Below are 21,194 nucleotides of genomic sequence, written 5' to 3'. Positions count from 1 at the left end.
ACGGATGGGCTTTTTTTATATCTGATAGTTTTGCATTGACCTCACCTGAACATGGCAACACCCCATGTGACATTTTTGTCAGGAACAAAAATGGACAGCGATAGCTGCCCGAAGGGTGAAGTGCAGGGAGGCACTTCATCAAAGTAGTTCACCGATAACGGCTCCTGCGTTATCGGCATACATGACATCCATGTAAATAACGGCCAGGCATTGAATTACCTGCTGTTTAAAAGATGATCTACATGAATAGGTGACAGTTAATACCACCTGCTTTGCCAGAATGCTGTCCATCCATTCCATTGATATAACAAATAAGTTGGGTGTTTTTATGGACGACCATCCGGAGCCTCTTCTGACGCTTGAAGGTTTATTTGACCGTAGCGACGCATCACAAAACTGCACAATAACGGCTCATTTGTTGGTTCTAAAGCTGCCTAGTAAACTGTGAATAGTATGTTCTATAGATGAAGTCAATGATGTCACTTGTCGTTGTTAAGTGATTTGCTCTTAGCTCTGCAAACAAGGTAGTTATCTCAAAAATAGGTAACTTAGCACTTAGATATACTTATCCTGTGCTAGCTCCAGATTTTTATCAAAGCATCATGTTCGGATTTATGAATTTATTATTCAAACAAAGCTTAGAAATAATAATAGTGTCTGTTATATCTTCTATATAGCCAAAATACATCTTAGTCATTAACCAGTCTGTCACTAAATTGAAGTAAAATATGCTTTTTATAATATTGAAATCAAGCAAGGCGATTGATGTACAAAACACTGATTTACTTTTTTATCGCCTGCTTAATAACAGCATGCTCAGACGATAGCCAAGAGCTAGAATTCAATAGTACTCTTCCCCTTCCACTCGCAACAGATGTTGATTACGCTTCTGATATTAAACCAATCATTGAGGAAAAATGCGTCGTTTGTCACGGCTGTTTTGATGCGCCCTGTCAATTGAAAATGGAATCAACAGAGGGGTTCCTACGTGGTGCAACAAAATTAAATGCTTATGACGGAACAAGGCAAGAGCCTATAGTTCCGACAAGGCTGTTTACAGACGCCAATTCAGAAGAAGAATGGCGTAACGCTGGTTTCTATTCAATACTTTCTGGTCAAAATGCTCAGGCGTCATTGTTATATCGAATGCTAGCTTTGGGTAAAACTCATCAATTTAAAGACAATAGTAAATTACCAGAAGAACTTGATATTAGTATTCGTCGCGAAAACCAATGCCCTACCGTCGATAACATTTCTGAGTATGAAAAAAGTTATCCTCTTACAGGCATGCCCTTTGCAGTATCAGGTTTGACAGATGATCAGTTTTCAACAATCAGCGGATGGTTATATCAAGGTGCTAAGGTTTCTGAGGATCAGGTTGAGTTAAATAAAAATGAGATTTCGTCCATAGAAGAATGGGAATCGTATCTTAATCAAACATCAAATCAACGTAAACTGGTTAGTCGGTGGTTATATGAGCATTTATTTTTGGCTCATCTCTACTTTGATGGTAAGCAAGACAACACACATTTCTTTGAACTGGTCAGATCCTATTCACCGCCTGGTGAACCAATTTCTATCGTAAAAACGCGTCTACCAAACTCTGAGCCTGAACATCCGATTTATTATCGACTGAGATTAGTCAAAGGTATTACTGTTCATAAACGGCATATAACACTTTTGTTTGATGACAAGCTCAAGAAGCATATAGAAAAACTTTTTTTCACTGATAAATGGGATGTCGATATATTACCTGGCTACGACTACGAAGCTCGAGCTAATCCCTTTGTTACTTTTTCCGCTATACCAGCAAAAGCACGCTATCAATTCTTACTTGATCATGCTGAATATTTCACACGTACTTTTATCCGCGGTCCTGTATGTCGAGGTCAAATAGCAACAGATGTCATTCGTGATCAATTTTGGGTCATGTATCAAGATCCGGCCAAGGATCTTTTCATCACAGATGCTAAATACAGAAAAAAAGTAGAGCCACTCCTTGGCTTGCCTGGACAAGATGATAACCTGACAGAAACGAAAGAAAACTGGGATAAATATAAAGATAAACGCAATGCCTATTTATCTTTACGAGATCAGCATTATCAAGATGCACCGTTAAACTGGACTTCGACTAAAGCGATTTGGGATGGGGACGGGGATAATACCAATGCTTTTTTAACTGTGTTCAGACACTTCGATAATGCCAGTGTTGTCAGAGGCATGGTCGGGCAGGTTCCTCAAACACTTTGGTGGATGGATTTTCCGCTGTTTGAACGAACATATTATGAATTAGTTGTTAATTTTGATTTGTTTGGCAATGTAGCTCATCAGCTTCAAACACGGCTTTACTTTGACCTAATCCGTAATGGGGCAGAGCATAACTTTCTTCGACTATTACCACGAGACAAACGCAAATCGGTCTTAAATGATTGGTATCAGGGAATGGGGGCGGTAAAGACTTACTTCACATACGCGCCGCTTGATATTGATATCAGAACGGAAGAGACATTTTCCTCTGATGATACTAAAAACGAACTGGCTAATAGACTCTTGACACAGTTTAGTCAGGTTAATGCGGCTGAAAATGATCCTATCAATCGTTGTCAAAATCAGCATTGTTTCAGGATGTCTCAGACAGATTGGAAACAAAAGGCTGATTCATGGTTAAGTCGATTAACGAACGCTTCATTTGTGGAGACGTCGGGGCTTCAGTTCTTACCTGAACTGACTTTTATACGAGTGAAGCATGGTGGTGAAAGAACAGTATATTCTTTAATTCGTAATCGTTACCACAGTAATGTGGCCTTTCTTTTTGGTGAGTCATTACGCTATAAGCCTGAAAAAGACAGTCTAACGGTCTATCCTGGTATTGCTGGTAGTTATCCTAATTTTATCTTTGATATTGAAACAGATGAATTGGAAGTCTTTGAGAAATCGTTAATGGAAGCGAAATCTGAAGAAGCATTTGATGCCTTAGTTCAGAATTGGGGTGTGCGTAGAACACATCCAAAGTTTTGGCAAATCTTTCATGATTTCACTCAATGGCAACGAGAGCAAAATCCAATTGATGCCGGTGTGTTCGATGCAAACCGCTATGAGAATCTGTAAATAAGATCTTAGTGACGTTTCAAATAGTTTTTTGACAGACTAAATAATAAAACTTTAAGTTGTGTTGTGCGAGTCAACCTTGGTCGACTCAAAATGTTGTCATCATTTTGAGCCATTAATGTGTTTAATGTTTCTATTCCTCCTAAAGTCATTGCTCTGATTTCCCAGCCCAATCGTCCCTGAATAGCATTACCAAGCTCAATACCTTCATTCATGGTATTCATAGTTTGTTGAAATAGGTGACGAAGCAGGGGAGCTAATTTCCGGCTATTTGTGGAAGTAATGTCATCCTCAGTCAGTCCTGCTTCGACAAGCATTTGTTGAGGAAGATATATTCTGTCGTTCTCTGCTTTATCTTGCAGAATATCCTGATAAAAATTAACTAGCTGCAAAGATGTGCAAATTGCATCAGATTCACTCAACTGCTGTTGAGTGGGCTGACCATTCAAATGCAGTAATAAACGACCAACTGGGTTAGCAGAGCGTTGACAGTAATCCAGAACATCATCCATCGTTTGATAGCGTTTTTTGACAACGTCCTGCATAAAAGCTGACAGTAAGTCATTAAATAAATAGATGGGTAACTGAAACTTCGTGATGACATCATCAAGCGCGATAAAGATTGGATCATTGCCGGTATATTTTCTGTGATCTATTGCAGTCAGATTTGTGCGATAGCTTTGTAGATTCGCTATCCGTTCAGCTTTGGTGAGATGGCCTTCATCAGCAAAATCATCTGCAGTGCGTGCAAAAGCATAAATAACAGCAATGGGGTTTCTTAGGCGCTTGGGAAGCAAAACTGAGGCGACCGGGAAATTCTCGTAGTGAGACTTTGCAAGTGTTAAGCAAAAATCATACGCTGCAACCAAGTCTTTATTCGATGCCATAACGTGAGAGTTAAATCCAGTTCAGGATTTCTTCCGGTTTATAAACCGTGCCTTTGGCCTGCCAGCTTTCAGGTCGATCAGTACTTTTTAAGTAGCCATAATGGGCGATGAGCGTGTCCATATTCACAACATTGCCTGCCTCAATATCGCGCTGAGCATCACCGATATATAAACAGTTTTCAGGCTTAACCTTAGCTACATTACATGCAAATAGCATCGGATCTGGGTGAGGTTTGCTATGGGCTGTGGTATCTCCACTGACAATACAACTTGCCCGCCCACTTAGGCTTAATGCTTGCATCAAAGGGTCGGTGAGAAATGCAGGTTTGTTAGTAATCACTCCCCATTTTGAACCTGTCTTTTCGATCGTTTGAATAACGTTATCCATGCCATTAAAGAGCTTGGATTCACGAGTGATATGCAAACGATACAGTTCAATAAATCGTGCTTGTATTGACTGATATTCAGGAGCGTCAGGTGTTAGGCCAAAAGCTAGCTTAATCAGTCCTGGACTTCCATCACTCGCGACTGGACGGATGGTTTCCAATGAAAGCGAGAGGGCTTGATGTTCAGCTAGTACCTGATTAAGTGCATAAGCTAAATCTGGGGCGGTATCGACCAGCGTGCCATCCAGGTCAAAAAACACAGCATCGTATTTTGGCATATTAGATTTTTTTGCAGTGGATGAGGTAATTGACCTTTACGTCGCTGCCAAGACTAAACTGTCGAGTCAGAGGATTGTAATTCATTCCAGTGATATCTTTGGTCTTGAGCCCAGCTTGTCGGCACCAAGCAGATAATTCAGCTGGGCGAATAAAGCGTTTGTAGTCATGTGTGCCTTTCGGCAACATTTTCATAACGTATTCAGCTCCTAATACCGCCAGAAGATAGGCTTTAGGGTGACGGTTTAATGTCGAAAAGAAGACATCACCACCGGGTTTCACCATATCGGCACATGCTTGAATAATAGAGGCTGGATCTGGGACATGCTCCAGCATTTCAAGACAGGTGACGACATCATAATGTTCAGGCTGCTGGCTAGCCATTTCTTCAGCTGTGATATGTTGATAGTTAACGGTCAGCCCGGCTTCCAATGCATGGAGTTTGGCGATATTCAACGGCATCTCACCCATGTCGATACCGGTCACATTGGCCCCACTTTTTGCCAGAGCTTCAGAAAGGATGCCGCCACCGCAGCCCACATCGATAACATTGGCATCTGACAATGTTGTTCGTTTTGCAATGTAAGCTAAACGAATTGGATTCAGATCATGCAACGGTTTTGATTGACCTTCCAGGTCCCACCAACTTGATGCTAAAGCATCAAATTTTGCTACTTCATTTAAGTCGACATTTGCTTGAGTTTGGCTCATTGACTCTGTGATCCTATTTTGATTGCCCATTGTTGGGCGTCTTGAATAACTTTTGTTTCATTCAATGTCAGAAGTTGGCGTGAGTTTAATAATTGTTTACCAGCCACCCAGACATCAGTGACTTTATCACGGCTGCTGGCATACACCAGCTGAGATACCACATCATAAACCGGCTGTGTTTCGATATCTGATAACTGAACAGCAACGATATCAGCTTGTTTGCCTACTTCGAGTGAGCCAATTTCTTGCTCCATTCCCAATGATTTTGCTGCATTTATCGTCGCCATTTCTAAGGCCGCGTGTGCTGGTACGGCTGCTGCATCACCCGCCACGGCTTTAGCCAATAAAGCGGTTTGTCGCATTTCTGCAAACATATCCAGATCATTGTTAGATGCTGCACCATCTGTTCCAATAGTGACATTGATGTCATTTTTATGCAGCTCAGCTACCGGACAAAATCCACTAGCCAATTTTAAATTTGATTCAGGGCAATGAGCGATGTGAACACCCGCTTCAGCGCACCACTTTATTTCATCGGAGGTTAGCTGTGTCATATGAACAGCAAGCAGCCTTGGAGAAAGTAGTCCGATGTGTTGCAAACGCTCGAGCGGCCTTACGCCATATTCCTTCAAACTGTGGGCAACTTCATCGGCAGTCTCATGAATATGCATACTGATGGGCATATCCATTTCTTCGGCATTGGTAATGATCTGTTCCAGAGTTTTGTTTGCCACAGTGTAAGGCGCATGCGGCGAATAAATGGTGTTGATTCGAGGGTGGTGACGATAGTGATCGTGTAGTTGATGCCCCTTATGCAAATATTCTTCTACTGAGCTGGCCCAGTTTGTAGGAAACTCAATGACAACAATGCCCAGACTGGCGCGAATACCTGATTTATCCACGATTCTAGCCGTAGCATCGGGGAAAAAATACATATCATTAAAATAGGTCGTGCCTCCACGTATCATCTCCGCGATGGCGAGTGCACTACCTGCTTCAACAAAGGCATCACTGACAAAGGCATTTTCTGCCGGCCAGATATGCTCATTGAGCCAGGTCATCAACGGTAAGTCGTCCGCTAAGCCTCTAAACAATGACATGGGTGTATGCGCATGGTTATTGATTAAACCGGGAATCAAACAATGCTCACTGAGATCATGGATAACATTTGCAGAATAAAGCTGTTTTGCCTGTTCTTGTGGCAGAAGCGCTACAATACGTGCATCCTTGACAATGATGGCGTGGTTTTCTAACACGGTTTGGTCTTTTGTTACTGGAACTACCCAGCGTGCATTGATGATCAGATCGACATTTTCCATAGACTTCGATTATACCGTTGAGCTGAATGAAAACCTATTCTAAACATTTATCATGACAAACTAATCACAACAAAGATTCATCAAGCATGACAGGAGCTTGTTTTGACCAGATTATTACAGACAATTGAACCCATCTTATGGCGTGATGAACAACTCCATTTGCTTGATCAGCGTGTATTACCCCATACCGAGAACTGGTTGACTTACCATGATTCTGATGCCGTGGCAGAAGCCATTAAATTAATGGTGGTGCGGGGAGCGCCGGCTATTGGTGTCACTGCGGCTTATGCTGTGGTATTAGCGGCAAGAGAAGCCTGGTTCAGTGCAGGTGAAAACTGGCAAGAAGCTGTGGAACCAGCACTAAAAAGACTGGCAAGCTCAAGGCCGACGGCGGTGAACTTATCTTGGGCGATTGAGCGTATGAAACAAGCCTGCGCTACATTGTCTAAATATGAATCACCTGAACCAGTTTTGTTGGCGCTGGCCGATCGCATACACCAAGAAGACATTAAAGCAAATAGAACCATGGGGCAGTATGGTGCTGATTTGCTGGATAATGACAGTATCGTGTTAACGCACTGTAATGCGGGGGCTCTTGCCACGGCGGGTTTTGGCACAGCATTAGGCGTTATTCGTCAGGGCTTCCTGGATGGCAAAATTGAGCATGTCTATGTCGATGAAACTCGGCCATGGTTGCAAGGTAGTCGGTTAACGGCATGGGAGCTCATGCAAGAAGGCATTCCGATGACCTTGCAAGCTGATGTGGCTGCTGGCGCATTGATGGCTAGTGGCCGCTTGGACTGGGTTATTGTCGGTGCTGATAGGATTGCTTCAAATGGTGATACAGCCAATAAAATCGGTACATATTCGTTAGCTGTTTTAGCGAAATATCATGGTGTGAAAGTGATGGTGGTCGCCCCGACGACAACAATTGACTGGTCGCTCGAAAACGGTAACCTGATTCCGATTGAACAACGCATGAGTTCTGAAGTCTCAGAAATAGGTGGGCATGCCATTGCGCCGGTAGAGGTGCCTGTTTCGAATCCGGCATTTGATGTCACGCCAGCATCGTTAATTGATGCCATTGTGACGGAAGAGGGCGTGGTCAGTAATCCATCAAAAGAAAAAATGCAGCAACTAAAAAAGGAGGACAAATAATGACGCAAACAGCACTAGTGACAGGAAGTAACCGCGGGATTGGATTGGAACTCTGCCGTCAGCTTAAAGAAAAAGGGATGCATGTTATTGCAACCTGCCGCAAAGCTTCATCTGAATTAAACGCCTTAAATGTCGAAGTCATTGAGGATGTGGAAGTGAGTCAGCCCAAAAGCTTGGCTAAACTGGCTGAGTCATTAGGAAGTAGAAAAATAGATTGGCTAATCAATAATGCTGGTATTGCCGGTGGGATTGGGCTCGGACAAATCGATGAAGAGGCGATTGATGACTTTGTCAGAATGTATCGTGTGAATAGTCTTGGCCCCTTACTGACCACACAAGCACTACTTAAGCATTTGGGACAAGGGAGTAAAGTCGGCATTATTACTAGTCGTATGGGCTCGATTGATGATAATGATTCAGGCGGAAGTTATGCCTACCGCATGTCTAAATCAGCCGTGAACGCTGCCGGGAAATCTCTGTCGATTGACTTGAAACCCAAGGGCATTGCTGTAGCTATTTTACATCCAGGCTGGGTACGTACCGATATGACCGGCCATGGTGGTTTGATTGATCCCGATGAATCAGCAGCAGGTCTAATCCAACGTATGGAAGAATTATCACTCGAAACCAGTGGCACCTTCTGGCACACGAATGGTGAAATATTGCCTTGGTAAAGTTGTGTTGTTAGATGTATTTCTACCCTGAACTGAGCCGACAGCAGCAAGCGAGTCTGCCGGAGTTACTTGCGCCGGCAGTCGCCTTGGAAGCACAATTTCCTGATAGTACCCATCAGTTGTGGCAGTGTGACACCGCGGATGGCAAGATGATCTTAAAGGTCTGCCATCAGCAACGAGTGCAAGACTCCATGTTTTGGCTGGGAATAAACCATCTGTTTCAGCTCGATTTTCCAAACTCTTTAGGGCGCACGCAATCTATCAGTCAGTTTCTGCAACGCGAGGGCTGGTTTGCCGTTCCTGAGGTGGTAGCTGAACAGGCTGGGCATTATGTCTTGGTTCGTTATCTTGAAGGTGTGGATCTGAGTGCAAATCAGATCGATAACACTACTGTAACTCAGCTTGCCCATCACTGGGGCAAATTACATCAACACCTATCTACAAAATGGGGCAGCATTGAAAAGCCCATATTTAGTGCAAATGATTGGCCTATAAGGCTGGAACAGACCATTCAGTTATTATCAGATCGCAATGGTATTCCGATCCCAGCTGACATACTAAAAATGAGTTATGGACAATGTCGAACACTGTCACCAGAGCAGTTTGTGCCGATCATGCCAGACTTTCGCTGGGATCAACTGCGTCAGTGTGATGATGGGACCATAGCCGTCTTGGATTTAGATGCCTTTGTCAGAGCGCCGCGTGAACTCGAGTGGGTGTTACTGGAATATTTACTCAGCCCACAACATGCCAAGCTTTTTGTCGAAATATACACACAGTATCAACCCATTCCTGACCTTTCAGCTTGTCGTCTGAGTTACCGCGTATTGTTATTTTTGATGAATGTTTTGGGTGAGTGCAATCTGTACCAATGGTTAGAGCAGCCACCGTTGTTTGATTTATTTAGCGATAATGTTAGCTAAATAAATCATGCAGTTCTTCGAGTGCCAGCCCATTCAAGCTTTCCAGCTTTAATACGGCGGCATCATAGTGTGGTAAGTGATAATTGGCTGCTGAAGGTACAACAACAGTACGGATGCCTGCGCCTATTGCGGCCGTCATACCCGTGACAGAGTCTTCAAATGCGAGGGTGTGATCAGCTTTTGCGTTGATGCGCTGTAGCGCTAGTTGATAAATGGCGGGATGGGGTTTGCCCTGTTCAACATCATCATCGGCGACATAATTATCAAAAAATGCCGTGATATCTAGCCGCTCTAATACGACGGGAACGAGACGTGCCGGAGCGTTAGTGGCCAGACCAATTTTTAGTCGGTGTTGTTTGAGTTCTTCCAGCAAGTTATGTACACCGGGTAGAGCCTGACCTTTGGTAGCGGTTAATGAGGCAACTTCATCGATCACATCATTTTCGACTTGTTCCATTGAATCCTGACTTAGCGACAAGCCTGCATGTTCAAGCCAGAACTCAGTGGCTTCACGCGTCGTCATGCCCATTGTTTTGGCAGACAGTGCATCGGTGATTTCAACACCTATGGCTGAAAATACACGTCTCTCAGCTTGTTTCCAAAAGGGCTCTGAGTCAATCAGCAGCCCATCCATATCAAAAATAACCGCTTGCATTTAGTGAGTCTGAGCTAGTGGATGTTGACGATATAGCTTGATCCAGTTGGCGAAACCAACGGTAGCAAGCACAGTGTAGATTGAGAACAAGACAACCGTTGCATAATAACCCGTCTGGTAATACAACACGACGGAAGCAGCATCAATAATGATCCAATAAAACCAGTTTTGCAGGACTTTTCTGGCCATCAACCAGGTATTCATCACAGAAAATACGGTGATGCCAGCATCCAGGTACGGACGCTGTGATGCTTGGTTGATATCCAGGTAATAAGCTACTAAAAAGCTAATCACGACGCCTGCTACGATGAATTGTAAATTGGCATTCAATGACCAGCTATGAATGACTAACTCATCATTGTTTTGCTGATGTTGTCGCCATAAAACGAAGCCATAAATCGCCATACCCATGTAATAGAAGTTGAGCAGGGCTTGCATGGGAAGCTGACCCTCCCAAAATAACACGGTGTAGATGAGTGTACTGATAAACGCCATTGGCCAGCACCACTGTGATTCACGCGCCGCCAGAATGACATAAGCCATACCGAGTAATGCGGCGGTCACTTCCCAAGCGGATAAGGCCAGCAGACCATTGATTGCGGCATCTATCATCAGAGAACTCGTTTAATCTTCTACGTGGTAACGATCGTTTCCGATCATTTTCAACACAAACACACTGTGCGGTAATTGTTCAAACACCGCTTCAATTTCACTATCCATGGCATCCATCACATCACGGTATTCACCAAAGATTTGTGTGCTTAGGTTATTCCGTGAAATATTTAGTTTTGGGTTATCTTCCAGCTTTTTGATGAAAGCCAGAATCGGTTCGACAAATTGTTCAGTCAGAGGGTATAAACTGATATCAACTGAGACGCGCATATCTTCTTCCTTAAGTAGTAAAAAAGAGGGCTTTAAAGCCCTCTTTAGATATTAATAGTCGTAACTTAATGTTAAGCCAACAACACGTGGATCACCGTATTGAGTGTAGGTGTGATCGGCATAACCATCTTTAGGATCATTGCCGAAATAAAAACCTCGAGTGTAGTAGTCTTTATCGAACAAATTGCGTCCCCATAATGTGACTTTCCAGTTCTCTTTTTGATATTGTAAGCTGGCGTTATAAATGACATATGAGCTTGATTTGGAGTCGTGGCTATTGGAGTAATAAAACTCATCTTTGCCTTCCATTCCCGCCCGTAGAGTCCAGTTAGTAGCTAACTGAATATCCGTACCTAGACTAAATTGATATTTTGGCGCATGAGCCATCTGGCGACCTTCAGGATTATAGCTACCTAAATCTGGATTATCGTATTCATCAAACACAGCTCTTAATAGGCCTAAAGAAGCGAAGATGCCCACTCTGTCATTAACCTGCCAGTCTGCATCTGCCTCAATGCCCATATTTCTGCCTCTAGCAGCATTGGCAATTGAGTCTTCAAATTCACCCCCACCAACAAACACAGAACTCTTCACTTGAGCATCACGACGGAGTGAATAAAAGGCTGAAACATTAGTAATCAGGTCACCTTCTAGCCAATAAGATTTCAAACCGGCTTCAAGGCTCCACATATATTCGGCATCGAATTTAAGCTGGTTTGTAGGCAGACTATCATTATTATTCACGCCACCCGACTTGTAGCCTCTAGATAAAGAGGTATAAACCATATGGTCGCTATTAATCTCATAATTCAGGCCTAATTTGCCGCCAAATAAATTATCGCTACTGTGAAGGTCAATCGCATTAGTGTCTTTATAGTCCGCTTCAAAATGTTCGATACGTAATCCACTTATAAAAGTCAGTTTGTCTGTTAGATGAGTGTCTAACTGACCAAATAAGGCTGTATTTTTGGTTTCATATTCATTTTTAAGTAAACCTGTATAGTCTGAGACTAAGTGCAAATCTTCATCTTGTGACAGAAAATAGGCGCCGATCGCCCAGTCTGTTGAATTATTAAAGATGCGACCATCTTCATTAGAAAGCGCTTTTAACTCAACAGAATAATTCTCACGCTTACGATTAAAATCCTCTGTCGCAGTAAATACACCAGGATCATACGCTGGGTTAGCCCAGTCCCCATCGTAACTATAAGTAACATCTGAGTTTACGTAAGTTAGATTACTTTGCAGCTGTACTTTACTGTTAGCGCGATAATCAGTTTTGAGTGAAATAGCGTTCGTGTTTTGAGTATCTTTACCGGGTTGATCTGAAATACTGTTGCGACTGTTATCAAGAGTAAACGCGTCATAACCATTATCAATACTGAGATGCAGGAAGTTCAAATCAAATGTGAGATTATCTGTCGCTAGCCATTTTAGGTGACCACGAGCCGTAACTTCATCCTGATTTTGTGTGTCATCTTTACCTAAATAATCATTGTCCATATAGCCATCTGACTGGTGGCTATAAATCGAAAAACGCCCTAACAGCGTATTGTCAATAAGTGGACCACCAACAGCAAGACCAACATTACGGGTGTTATATTCAGCGATACCTGTTTCAAAATGTAAGTCAAACTCATCAGTCGGCTCGGTACTTTGCATATTGATGACACCCGCTAATGCGTTTGTCCCAAACTTGGTACCTTGTGGCCCTCTGAGAATTTCTACGGACTCGATATCAAACAATGTGGCTGCACCACCTGTACGGCTGAAATCAATACCATCAATTAACAAACCAACAGAGGGATTTAATGGCGCCGAGAATTGACTACGCTCACCTATGCCGCGTATCTGAAAAAATTGTCCGCGTGAGGCGCCACTAGAGACATTAACATTAGGTGCGAGATTGAGCACATCTTCGATATGTTGAGCACCACGAGAATCAATAGTGTCTTTATTAATCGTGGTTAAACTCACCGGAGTGTCATGAGCATCGTTCGGACGAAAGTCAGCACTGACGATCATGGAGGGTAAGTCAGCAGGCGTCACTTCAGCCCATATCATGGGAGATGTCATAGCCGTTGTTATGGCTATAGCCAGTGTTTTTGCTTTCATGGTTATCCTTTTTTGAATCAAAAAGGACAGGGGAATAAATCGAGAGACACCAATTCGGTGTAGAGAAAGATCTATTTCAGCCTGTCCCTACGCCAGTATTAACTGGATCAGGTTCGTCGGGTCCGCTTTATGAGAAGCATCTCAGGCTTTCGCCACCCCGAGGCAAATTCACATCACAATTGCTGCTAGTGAGATAGCGTTATTTTAAAAGAGTGCGGCAATTATTACCAGCTTCAGTGGTATTTAATTCAAACGTTTCAAACTACTTCGGCACTCGGTACAAATCCGGAGTTTGCTGTTGATTCGTTGTGTCAACACTTTGCGTTGTTGATTATCAAAACACTGTGGACAATAAAAGCCGTTATCCCCTTCAAATTGATAACAACCCGTAGTTTTATCGATGATAGGCTGAGGCTCATCGTTCTGAGAGCCAGACAGAGTCTGACTGAGAGTGGATAATTCTTTGAACACTTCATCAATCAGATGGTGTTGAGAGGGAGGAAGCTCTGCTAGGGTTTGCTGAAGTAGCGATTTGATCTTTTCAATGGAGGCATTCACGGCTGTTATCTTTTTTAGTCTGTATCAGCATAGTTTAGAGAATGCAGCGCATACAAAAAAGGCATCCGAAGATGCCTTTTTTTTCACTTATTTTTCTAACTTAGTTTTCAAGTCAGCGAGTGTGGATTGATATAAACCCGTTACAGCTTTCTTGGCCGTATCGTCATCCAGCTCTTTGGGTGGGTGTCCATTACCGTGATAAGCGCGGAAAAACTTACCTAACCAAGTGACTTTTGAACCACCATCAGTCGCTTCAACACTGACCCATGATTTATATTTGCTCACAGGAAACGCTGGTACTTCATGCATTTCACCATGGTCATCAACTTCTCCAGCACTACTGATATCGGTAATTTGATACATAAAGCTCATTTTTTCATCATCATACTTTTTGAGCTTTTCAGAAATCGTGGCGCCACCTTTTAATGTGAGAGTGCGAGTCGCTCCTGGTGCATTACCACCCTCAGATTCTGTTGATTCAACAACGGGAATCCAGGCTTCTGCTTTACCGAAATCGTTGATGGCTTGCCAGACAGTCGCTGGGGCAGCATTGATGACAATGCTCTCTTCAACTTGGAGGCGAGGCGCACCGTGTGCAAACACAAGTGCAGGCAAAAACGCCAGTGAAACAACTATTAAATTTAACCATTTTTTCATTCTATTATCCTGATATTTCTCTTAAGTTATTTTGATTGCTGTTTTCAGCAAGGTGCTAAGTTAGCATGGTGTTTGCCTTGAGGGAATGTGAATTTATCCTTGATGGTTAATGGCTTTATCCACCGCTGCTCGATTGAGGTGTGAAGCAAAGAACTCGATAAAGGCGTACATATAGCTTCTAAGATAGCTGCCTTTGCGAATACCCATATGTGTAACGCTCGGTGGAAATAGATGTTTGGCATCCAATGCCTGAAGCGGGGAGTCTTTATCCGGATCAAATGCCATACTGGCGATAATGCCAATACCCATCTCCAGCTCGACATAGGTTTTAATCACATCTGCATCGGTAGCAGTGAAAATGACATTGGGATGAAGACCTTTTTCAATAAAAGCCTGATCCTGTTTGGCGCGACCGGTAAAACCCATCACATAAGTCAGAATTTCATATTGGGCGATATCTTCCAGTCGCAATTTTTTCACTGATAATAAGGGGTGTTCTGGCGGAACAACAACGCAACGATTCCATTCATAACATGGCAAAATAGCGAGCGACTCGAATTGAGCCAGGCCTTCCGTGGCTATTGCCAGATCAACCTTTCCGGTAGCCGCCATTTCACCTACCTCAGTCGGCGTGCCCTGCACCATGTTCAAATGTATATTCGGGTAGCGTTCAGAGAACTTTTTTATCGCACTAGGTAGGGCATAACGAGCTTGAGTATGTGTGGTGCCTATAGACAAGGTGCCAGATTGTTCTGTTTTACTGTCTGCCACTAACTGACGGATATTTTCCACATCCTGCAAAACGCGCTCTGCCATCTCGATAACTGATTGACCAATAGGCGTAATGCCAGTCAAGCGTTTGCCGTGACGCTCGAAGATTTGTAAACCCAGCTCCTCTTCCAACTGCTGCACCTGATTGCTGACACCGGGTTGTGATGCATGTAATGCATTCGCTGCTGACGAGATACTGAGGCCTCTACGTACAATTTCACGTACATACTTTAATTGCTGAATTTTCATCTATATATGTTTTTCTTATAAAGATAGTAAATAATATTCATTGATAGAATATTCTCCTTTGGTAAACTTGTCAGCATTTTCGTAACATACAAGGCGTAAAACAGATGGAATGGGGCTTTCTTCTTGCTGGACTGTTTGTCGGCATCATGGTCGGCATGACCGGTGTAGGAGGCGGGTCTTTAATGACGCCCATCCTCATTTTTATCTTTCATGTACAACCCGCTATTGCGGTTGGTACGGATTTATTATTTGCTGCTATCACCAAAGCGGGTGGTATTTGGTCTTATTGGCGACATGGGGTCGTAAAGTGGTATGTGGTCTGGCGCCTCGCTGCGGGGAGTATTCCGGCAACATTAGCTACTCTATGGTTTATGAATGCCACAGGGATGCATGATGGCAATCATAATGAATTGATTACTAAAGTGCTCGGTGTAGCACTGATCCTGACATCCAGTGCTTTATTATTAAAAGCACCTTTAGGAAGATTATTACGCTCCAAGGAAAACCACCCCGTTGTGAGTGTGCTTTACGATATTCGTGAAAACGAACTAAATAAAGCAATGATTACGGTCATAACAGGTGCGCTTTTAGGTGTCATGGTGACATTATCATCTGTAGGAGCTGGTGCGCTAGGTGCTGTCATTCTATTGTTTTTATATCCTCGTCTGAGAGGGGTAGAAATTGTCGCTACAGATATTGCTCATGCTGTGCCACTTACCTTTGTTGCAGGCCTCGGGCATTCAGCTGTTGGTACAGTAGACTGGACATTATTGATGTATTTATTAGCCGGCTCATTACCTGGCATTTTTATCGGCACCCATCTTGGGGTGCGTATTTCAGACCAGGTAATGCGTCCATTATTAGCGGTAATACTGGTATTGGTGGGCATAAAATGTCTGATATAACGTTGGTGGATTTGACCCTGTTTGGCTGTCCTATGCATTACATCAAAGCCCGTGAAGCATTAAAACACATTGACATAGAGGAATCGGTAGATTTGCTTGTCAATACGGGGGATGCGGTTGATGAAGTATTTAATAGTCTGTCTCAGGATGGACAGGAGTGTGCGATCACCTCTTCAGAGGGATTAACCACAACAATTCGTGTGAGAAGAAAACAATGAGTGAAATAAAACCGGCTTTAGCCGCCAAAATTGATGCTGTGATTGCAGTGTTAAAAGACATTGAGCAGAACTATTTGCCTGCAACGCTGGCGACCAGCTTTGGTGCAGAAGATATGGTTCTGATGGATTTAATCTGTAAGCATGCGCCAGGCATCGACATATTCACTCTGGATACTGGCCGTTTGCCCAAAGAAACCTATGAGCTCATGCAAACATTAAACAGCCACTACGATAAAAAAGTAGAGGTGTATTTCCCTAACACGGCGGATGTTGAGTCGTTTGTGACTCATAATGGACCAAACGCCTTTTACGATAGTGTCGAATTAAGAAAACAATGTTGTGGTATTAGAAAGGTCGTGCCGTTAAACAGAGCTCTATCTGGCAAAAAAGCCTGGATAACGGGTATGCGTCGTTCACAATCTGTAACACGATCAGAACTGCCTGTATCAGAGTGGGATGATGATCACGGATTACAAAAGTTTAGTCCATTGACCGATTGGTCGAATGGTAACGTTTGGGCGTATTTGAGAGCTTACGACGTGCCTTATAACAGCTTACACGATGAGGGGTACGCCAGTATTGGTTGTGCGCCTTGTACACGAGCCATCACCATGGGCGAAGATATTCGTGCCGGACGCTGGTGGTGGGAAGATCCTGAAAATAAAGAATGCGGCTTGCATGTCAAATCTAACTAACCGAGAAAGATAATGACTGAAAAACAATTAACACACTTAAAGCAATTGGAGGCTGAAAGCATCCATATTATGCGTGAGGTGGCAGCAGAGTTTGAGAATCCAGTAATGCTGTATTCGATTGGTAAAGACTCCGCCGTCATGTTGCACTTGGCTATGAAAGCTTTTGCGCCTGGTAAACCCCCATTTCCATTGATGCATATCGATACCACTTGGAAATTTAAGGAAATGATCAAGTTTCGTGATGAAAAGGCTAAAGAGCTGGGTCTCGAACTGATTGTACATACCAACCAAGAAGGCAAAGAAGCGGGTATCAACCCATTCGATCACCCTCGCTATACGGATATTATGAAAACCGATGCCTTGAAAGAGGCGTTGACGAAATACGGTTTTGATGCCGCTTTTGGTGGAGCACGTCGTGACGAAGAAAAATCGCGTGCAAAAGAACGTGTGTATTCCTTCCGTGATAAGAACCATCGCTGGGATCCAAAAGCACAGCGACCGGAACTCTGGAACATCTATAACAGTAAAGTGAATAAAGGCGAAAGCATCCGTGTCTTCCCATTATCCAACTGGACTGAGCTTGATATCTGGCAATACATTTATCTGGAACAGATTCCAATTGTGCCACTTTATTATGCAGCAGAACGTCCGGTTGTTGACTACAACGGCTTGACCATCATGGTCGATGACGATCGTATGCGTATACCTGAAGGCCAAGAGCCGCGCATGGAAAAAGTCCGTTTCCGTACCTTGGGTTGTTACCCACTAACAGGTGCCGTGAAATCGTCTGCAGATACTTTGCCTGAAATCATCCAGGAAATGTTGCTGACAACGACATCTGAACGTCAAGGCCGTGCTATCGATCACGATCAAGCGGGTTCTATGGAGAAGAAAAAACAAGAGGGTTACTTCTAGATGACTACTGAATCAAGTTCATATCAATCAGATAGCCTGATTGCCACAGACATCGAAGCGTATCTGAAGCAGCATGAAAATAAAGAGATGTTGCGATTTTTAACTTGCGGTAACGTGGACGATGGTAAAAGTACGCTGATAGGCCGCCTTCTGCATGACTCGAAAATGATCTACGAAGATCAATTGGAAGCCGTGACGCGTGACAGTGCCAAGTCTGGTACTACCGGCGAACAGGTTGACTTAGCGTTGTTGGTTGATGGTTTGCAAGCCGAGCGCGAGCAGGGAATCACAATCGATGTGGCTTACCGTTATTTCTCTACGACGAAACGTAAGTTCATCATTGCCGATACACCAGGACATGAGCAGTACACACGTAACATGGCGACAGGTGCATCCAGTTGTCAGTTAGCGGTTATCCTGATTGATGCCCGTTATGGCGTACAAACACAAACTCGCAGACACAGTTTTATTGCCTCTTTATTAGGCATTAAACACGTAGTTGTGGCTATCAATAAAATGGATCTGATGGATTATAGTCAGGAAGTGTTTGATAATATTCGCCATGATTACACTGAATTCTCACGAGAATTAGAACTGGAAGATATTCACTTTGTGCCTATGTCAGCGTTGGTGGGCGATAACGTGGTTAATCGCAGTGAGAAAATGGGTTGGTATCAAGGGCAAACCCTGATGGAAATCCTGGAAACCGTCGATGTAGATAAAGATCCGAACTTCGATGATATGCGTTTCCCGGTTCAGTTTGTGAATCGTCCTAATCTGAACTTCCGTGGTTACTGCGGTACTTTGGCATCGGGTATCTTAAAACCGGGTGATGACATCACCGTATTGCCATCGGGTAAAGAGAGTAAAGTGAAGGCGCTTGTCACTTACGATGGTGACTTGGATCATGCCGTGCCTGGCGAAGCGATTACCGTCACATTAGAAAATGAAATCGATGTCAGTCGTGGTGACATGCTTGTACATAGTAATCATCACCAACCACATGTCTCAAGCCAGTTTAAAGCGATGGTCGTGTGGATGACAGAACAACCCTTGGTGCCAAACAAGCAATACAGCATCAAAGTGGGTGTCAATGATGCAGGTGGTGCGTTAACGGGCATTGATTATCAAATTGATGTCAACACGCTTGAGCACAATAAAGCCAGTGAATTGAAACTGAATGAAATCGGCTTATGTGAGTTTTCATTAAACAAGCCCGTTGTGTTTGATTCGTACAAACGCAACCGGACTACAGGGGCCTTCATCATCATTGATCGCCTGACCAATGTCACGATTGGTGCTGGCATGATTACTGATGCGGTATCAAGTAATCACGAAGTGGTCGCTGAAGGTGAATTCTCTGCCTTTGAAATGGAGTTGAATGCACTCATTCGTAAACATTTCCCTCATTGGGATGCGAAAGATTTGAGTCAACTTCTCAAATAATTCACAAAAAGTGGTTCAAGAAAGCCAGTCAGTATTTGCTGACTGGCTTTTTTTATGTCTAAGCGACAGTGAAATGAGTTTCAGACTGACGTGTCATTAATTATATAAATCGATTTTATCAATCAATAATTAAATAATAAACAATTATACAAATCTATTGAAAATCCATAGACTCTGTTGTGTGCAATTGATTTGCCTAACATGATTTGCAGCAGAAAGGATAGAACGATGACCAAAACAATTTTAACGACATCTGCCGGCGCCCCAGTCGCTGATGATGATAATAGTATCAGTGTCGGACCAAGAGGACCTTTGACTTATGACAATCACTACACCTTCGAAAAATTGGCTCACTTCAACCGTGAGAGAATTCCTGAACGCGTGGTCCATGCACGTGGTACCGGGGCTTACGGAACCTTTACCCTCACAAAAAGCTTAAAAGATCTCACTATTGCGGATTTCTTACAGAATGAAGGTAAGAGAACAGAGGTCTTTGTTCGCTTCTCAACCGTAGGTGGTGGCCAGGACTCACATGATTATGCCCGTGACCCACGAGGTTTCGCTGTGAAGTTTTATACTAAGCAGGGCAATTACGACATGGTAGGCAATAATACGCCGGTGTTTTTCCTCCGTGATCCGAGTAAGTTTCCAGACTTTATTCATTCACAAAAAAAGAATCCGCGTACTAATGTGCCTGACCCAAGAATGGCTTATGAGTTTTGGGCTAATTACCCACAAGCATTACATCAGGTGACTATTTTGATGTCTGACCGCGGGATTCCTGCTTCATACCGCAATATGAATGGTTATAGCTCACATACCTATAGTTTCTGGAATGATAAGGGCGAACGGTTTTGGTTTAAATGGCACTTTAAAACTAATCAAGGCATCAAAACACTGAGAGCCGAGGAAGCTGCAGTGGCTGATCCTCATGGAGCACAGCAGGATTTAGTGGAAGCTATTGATCGCGGTGATTTCCCGAGCTGGACAGCCAAAATACAGATTATGACGGAGCAACAAGCGCGGGATGCTGAGATCAATCCGTTTGATTTAACCAAAGTATGGCCACATGATGAATTTCCTTTGGTTGAGGTCGGGCAACTGGAGCTTAACCGCAATGTAGACAATTATTTTGCTGAAACAGAGCAAGCCGCTTTTGCACCGAGTAACTTTGTACCCGGTATCAGTTCATCACCTGACAAAATGTTGCAAGGACGGCTGATAGCTTATCAGGATGCCCACCGTTATCGGGTTGGCGTGAACTACAATCAGTTACCTGTTAATGCGGCAAAATGTCCGGTTAATCATTATCAGCGTGATGGGGCGATGGCGGGGTTAAGTCCTGCTGGCGGTAATCATCATCAGACGAGTGGGGCTAACTACTTCCCTAATGATCGTGATAATGCGCCTAAGCCAGATACAAGTGTAGCGGAACCTGCTATGCCAGTTGAGGCTGGTGCTTGGTTAGATCGGTTTGATACAGATCAAGATGATCATTACACGCAGGCGGGTAATTTGTTTCGTATTATGAGTGAGGATCAGAAACAGCAATTAGCAGACAATATTGCTGGTGGTCTTGGACAGTGTGATGCATCTATTCAGCAGCGTATGTTGGCTCAATTTGAAAAAGCAGACCCGGACTATGCTGCCAGAGTAGCAGCTGCACTAAAGGCTTAATCTAGTCTG

The 21,194-nt window shown here is 43.4% G+C and carries 21 protein-coding genes and 1 riboswitch; of the genes, 10 read left to right on the top strand and 11 right to left on the bottom strand.

Annotated features, from left to right (window positions below):
- Positions 1-963 precede the first annotated feature (963 nt).
- Entirely contained in the window at positions 964-3,108 is a 2,145-nt protein-coding gene (locus tag B3V56_RS01755; protein WP_289281887.1) for a fatty acid cis/trans isomerase, read from the top strand.
- An 8-nt stretch (positions 3,109-3,116) separates the two neighbouring features.
- On the opposite strand, the gene hpnC is transcribed toward B3V56_RS01755, so the two are convergent.
- The 4 genes from hpnC to B3V56_RS01735 are packed head-to-tail and all read right to left on the bottom strand — an operon-like array spanning position 3,117 to position 6,687.
- A complete protein-coding gene (gene hpnC, locus B3V56_RS01750) occupies positions 3,117-3,995 on the bottom strand; it encodes a squalene synthase HpnC (protein ID WP_289281886.1) in 879 nt (292 codons plus the stop codon).
- A gap of 10 nt (positions 3,996-4,005) precedes the next feature.
- Positions 4,006-4,659 carry an HAD family hydrolase gene (locus tag B3V56_RS01745; protein WP_289281885.1) on the bottom strand — a complete coding sequence of 218 codons (654 nt, stop codon included), beginning with the start codon at positions 4,657-4,659 and terminating at the stop codon, positions 4,006-4,008.
- A gap of 1 nt (position 4,660) precedes the next feature.
- Entirely contained in the window at positions 4,661-5,368 is a 708-nt protein-coding gene (gene ubiG / locus B3V56_RS01740) for a bifunctional 2-polyprenyl-6-hydroxyphenol methylase/3-demethylubiquinol 3-O-methyltransferase UbiG (protein WP_289281884.1), read from the bottom strand.
- Positions 5,365-6,687 (bottom strand): TRZ/ATZ family hydrolase, encoded by a 1,323-nt coding sequence (locus tag B3V56_RS01735; protein WP_289283914.1) that lies wholly within the window; start codon positions 6,685-6,687, stop codon positions 5,365-5,367. Before B3V56_RS01735 ends, ubiG begins: the two co-directional genes overlap by 4 nt.
- A gap of 102 nt (positions 6,688-6,789) precedes the next feature.
- Here B3V56_RS01735 and mtnA point away from each other — a divergent pair, with 102 nt between their 5' ends.
- From mtnA to B3V56_RS01720, 3 genes are read left to right on the top strand one after another with little or no spacing between them, the layout of a single operon-like run.
- On the top strand, positions 6,790-7,845 hold the full coding sequence (gene mtnA, locus B3V56_RS01730) for an S-methyl-5-thioribose-1-phosphate isomerase (protein ID WP_289281881.1): 1,056 nt from the start codon (positions 6,790-6,792) through the stop codon (positions 7,843-7,845).
- On the top strand, positions 7,845-8,519 hold the full coding sequence (locus B3V56_RS01725) for an SDR family oxidoreductase (protein ID WP_289245212.1): 675 nt from the start codon (positions 7,845-7,847) through the stop codon (positions 8,517-8,519). The genes mtnA and B3V56_RS01725 overlap by 1 nt, the downstream gene beginning before the upstream one ends.
- A gap of 14 nt (positions 8,520-8,533) precedes the next feature.
- Positions 8,534-9,442: a hypothetical protein gene (locus B3V56_RS01720; protein ID WP_289283913.1), complete on the top strand. Its 909-nt coding sequence runs from the start codon at positions 8,534-8,536 to the stop codon at positions 9,440-9,442.
- Here the strand turns inward: B3V56_RS01720 and B3V56_RS01715 are convergent.
- The 7 genes from B3V56_RS01715 to cysB all read right to left on the bottom strand — a co-directional run bounded on the left by B3V56_RS01715 (position 9,435) and on the right by cysB (position 15,329).
- Positions 9,435-10,097 carry an HAD family hydrolase gene (locus tag B3V56_RS01715; protein ID WP_289281879.1) on the bottom strand — a complete coding sequence of 221 codons (663 nt, stop codon included), beginning with the start codon at positions 10,095-10,097 and terminating at the stop codon, positions 9,435-9,437. The two genes, B3V56_RS01720 and B3V56_RS01715, sit on opposite strands and share 8 nt — an antisense overlap.
- Positions 10,098-10,709: a nicotinamide riboside transporter PnuC gene (gene pnuC / locus B3V56_RS01710; RefSeq protein ID WP_289281878.1), complete on the bottom strand. Its 612-nt coding sequence runs from the start codon at positions 10,707-10,709 to the stop codon at positions 10,098-10,100. It abuts the gene before it with no gap.
- A 12-nt stretch (positions 10,710-10,721) separates the two neighbouring features.
- The gene (locus tag B3V56_RS01705) at positions 10,722-10,979 is read right to left on the bottom strand and encodes a YkoF family thiamine/hydroxymethylpyrimidine-binding protein (RefSeq protein WP_286305523.1); all 258 of its coding nucleotides are present in this window, start codon (positions 10,977-10,979) and stop codon (positions 10,722-10,724) included.
- Between the two features lie 51 nt (positions 10,980-11,030).
- Positions 11,031-13,094: a TonB-dependent receptor gene (locus B3V56_RS01700; RefSeq protein WP_289283912.1), complete on the bottom strand. Its 2,064-nt coding sequence runs from the start codon at positions 13,092-13,094 to the stop codon at positions 11,031-11,033.
- Positions 13,095-13,160: 66 nt separating this feature from the next.
- Positions 13,161-13,264: riboswitch (TPP riboswitch) on the bottom strand.
- 73 nt (positions 13,265-13,337) lie between these two features.
- Complete coding sequence (locus B3V56_RS01695) at positions 13,338-13,652, bottom strand: hypothetical protein (protein WP_289281876.1); 315 nt, start codon at positions 13,650-13,652, stop codon at positions 13,338-13,340.
- Positions 13,653-13,739: 87 nt separating this feature from the next.
- A complete protein-coding gene (locus B3V56_RS01690; protein ID WP_289281875.1) occupies positions 13,740-14,309 on the bottom strand; it encodes an SRPBCC family protein in 570 nt (189 codons plus the stop codon).
- A gap of 93 nt (positions 14,310-14,402) precedes the next feature.
- Positions 14,403-15,329, bottom strand: a complete 927-nt coding sequence (cysB, locus tag B3V56_RS01685) for an HTH-type transcriptional regulator CysB (RefSeq protein WP_289281874.1) — start codon at positions 15,327-15,329, stop codon at positions 14,403-14,405.
- Between the two features lie 104 nt (positions 15,330-15,433).
- On the opposite strand from cysB, the gene B3V56_RS01680 reads away from it, so the two are divergent.
- The 6 genes from B3V56_RS01680 to B3V56_RS01655 all read left to right on the top strand — a co-directional run bounded on the left by B3V56_RS01680 (position 15,434) and on the right by B3V56_RS01655 (position 21,185).
- The gene (locus tag B3V56_RS01680; RefSeq protein WP_289281873.1) at positions 15,434-16,234 is read left to right on the top strand and encodes a sulfite exporter TauE/SafE family protein; all 801 of its coding nucleotides are present in this window, start codon (positions 15,434-15,436) and stop codon (positions 16,232-16,234) included.
- Positions 16,222-16,452, top strand: coding sequence for a sulfurtransferase TusA family protein (locus tag B3V56_RS01675; RefSeq protein WP_289281872.1), 231 nt, complete (start codon positions 16,222-16,224; stop codon positions 16,450-16,452). The genes B3V56_RS01680 and B3V56_RS01675 overlap by 13 nt, the downstream gene beginning before the upstream one ends.
- Complete coding sequence (locus tag B3V56_RS01670; RefSeq protein WP_289281871.1) at positions 16,449-17,147, top strand: phosphoadenylyl-sulfate reductase; 699 nt, start codon at positions 16,449-16,451, stop codon at positions 17,145-17,147. Before B3V56_RS01675 ends, B3V56_RS01670 begins: the two co-directional genes overlap by 4 nt.
- Positions 17,148-17,159: 12 nt before the next feature.
- On the top strand, positions 17,160-18,062 hold the full coding sequence (gene cysD, locus B3V56_RS01665; protein WP_286305515.1) for a sulfate adenylyltransferase subunit CysD: 903 nt from the start codon (positions 17,160-17,162) through the stop codon (positions 18,060-18,062).
- Entirely contained in the window at positions 18,063-19,508 is a 1,446-nt protein-coding gene (gene cysN, locus B3V56_RS01660) for a sulfate adenylyltransferase subunit CysN (protein WP_289281870.1), read from the top strand.
- A gap of 228 nt (positions 19,509-19,736) precedes the next feature.
- On the top strand, positions 19,737-21,185 hold the full coding sequence (locus tag B3V56_RS01655) for a catalase (protein ID WP_289283911.1): 1,449 nt from the start codon (positions 19,737-19,739) through the stop codon (positions 21,183-21,185).
- The last annotated feature ends 9 nt before the right edge of the window (positions 21,186-21,194 follow it).

The sequence above is a fragment of the Methylophaga sp. UBA2513 genome (genome assembly GCF_002341285.1).
Lineage (GTDB): Bacteria > Pseudomonadota > Gammaproteobacteria > Nitrosococcales > Methylophagaceae > Methylophaga > Methylophaga marina.
The sequence above is the reverse complement of the archived record's forward strand: the minus strand, read 5'-3'. Positions and strand labels throughout refer to the sequence as shown.

Coding starts and splice junctions, on each gene's coding strand:
- B3V56_RS01755 (WP_289281887.1), top strand. CDS start 964: ATGGAATCAACAGAGGGGTTCCTACGTGGTGCAACAAAATTAAATGCT.
- hpnC (WP_289281886.1), bottom strand. CDS start 3,995: ATGGCATCGAATAAAGACTTGGTTGCAGCGTATGATTTTTGCTTAACA.
- B3V56_RS01745 (WP_289281885.1), bottom strand. CDS start 4,659: ATGCCAAAATACGATGCTGTGTTTTTTGACCTGGATGGCACGCTGGTC.
- ubiG (WP_289281884.1), bottom strand. CDS start 5,368: ATGAGCCAAACTCAAGCAAATGTCGACTTAAATGAAGTAGCAAAATTT.
- B3V56_RS01735 (WP_289283914.1), bottom strand. CDS start 6,687: ATGGAAAATGTCGATCTGATCATCAATGCACGCTGGGTAGTTCCAGTA.
- B3V56_RS01725 (WP_289245212.1), top strand. CDS start 7,845: ATGACGCAAACAGCACTAGTGACAGGAAGTAACCGCGGGATTGGATTG.
- B3V56_RS01720 (WP_289283913.1), top strand. CDS start 8,534: ATGTATTTCTACCCTGAACTGAGCCGACAGCAGCAAGCGAGTCTGCCG.
- B3V56_RS01715 (WP_289281879.1), bottom strand. CDS start 10,097: ATGCAAGCGGTTATTTTTGATATGGATGGGCTGCTGATTGACTCAGAG.
- pnuC (WP_289281878.1), bottom strand. CDS start 10,709: ATGATAGATGCCGCAATCAATGGTCTGCTGGCCTTATCCGCTTGGGAA.
- B3V56_RS01705 (WP_286305523.1), bottom strand. CDS start 10,979: ATGCGCGTCTCAGTTGATATCAGTTTATACCCTCTGACTGAACAATTT.
- B3V56_RS01700 (WP_289283912.1), bottom strand. CDS start 13,094: ATGAAAGCAAAAACACTGGCTATAGCCATAACAACGGCTATGACATCT.
- B3V56_RS01690 (WP_289281875.1), bottom strand. CDS start 14,309: ATGAAAAAATGGTTAAATTTAATAGTTGTTTCACTGGCGTTTTTGCCT.
- cysB (WP_289281874.1), bottom strand. CDS start 15,329: ATGAAAATTCAGCAATTAAAGTATGTACGTGAAATTGTACGTAGAGGC.
- B3V56_RS01680 (WP_289281873.1), top strand. CDS start 15,434: ATGGAATGGGGCTTTCTTCTTGCTGGACTGTTTGTCGGCATCATGGTC.
- B3V56_RS01675 (WP_289281872.1), top strand. CDS start 16,222: ATGTCTGATATAACGTTGGTGGATTTGACCCTGTTTGGCTGTCCTATG.
- B3V56_RS01670 (WP_289281871.1), top strand. CDS start 16,449: ATGAGTGAAATAAAACCGGCTTTAGCCGCCAAAATTGATGCTGTGATT.
- cysD (WP_286305515.1), top strand. CDS start 17,160: ATGACTGAAAAACAATTAACACACTTAAAGCAATTGGAGGCTGAAAGC.
- cysN (WP_289281870.1), top strand. CDS start 18,063: ATGACTACTGAATCAAGTTCATATCAATCAGATAGCCTGATTGCCACA.
- B3V56_RS01655 (WP_289283911.1), top strand. CDS start 19,737: ATGACCAAAACAATTTTAACGACATCTGCCGGCGCCCCAGTCGCTGAT.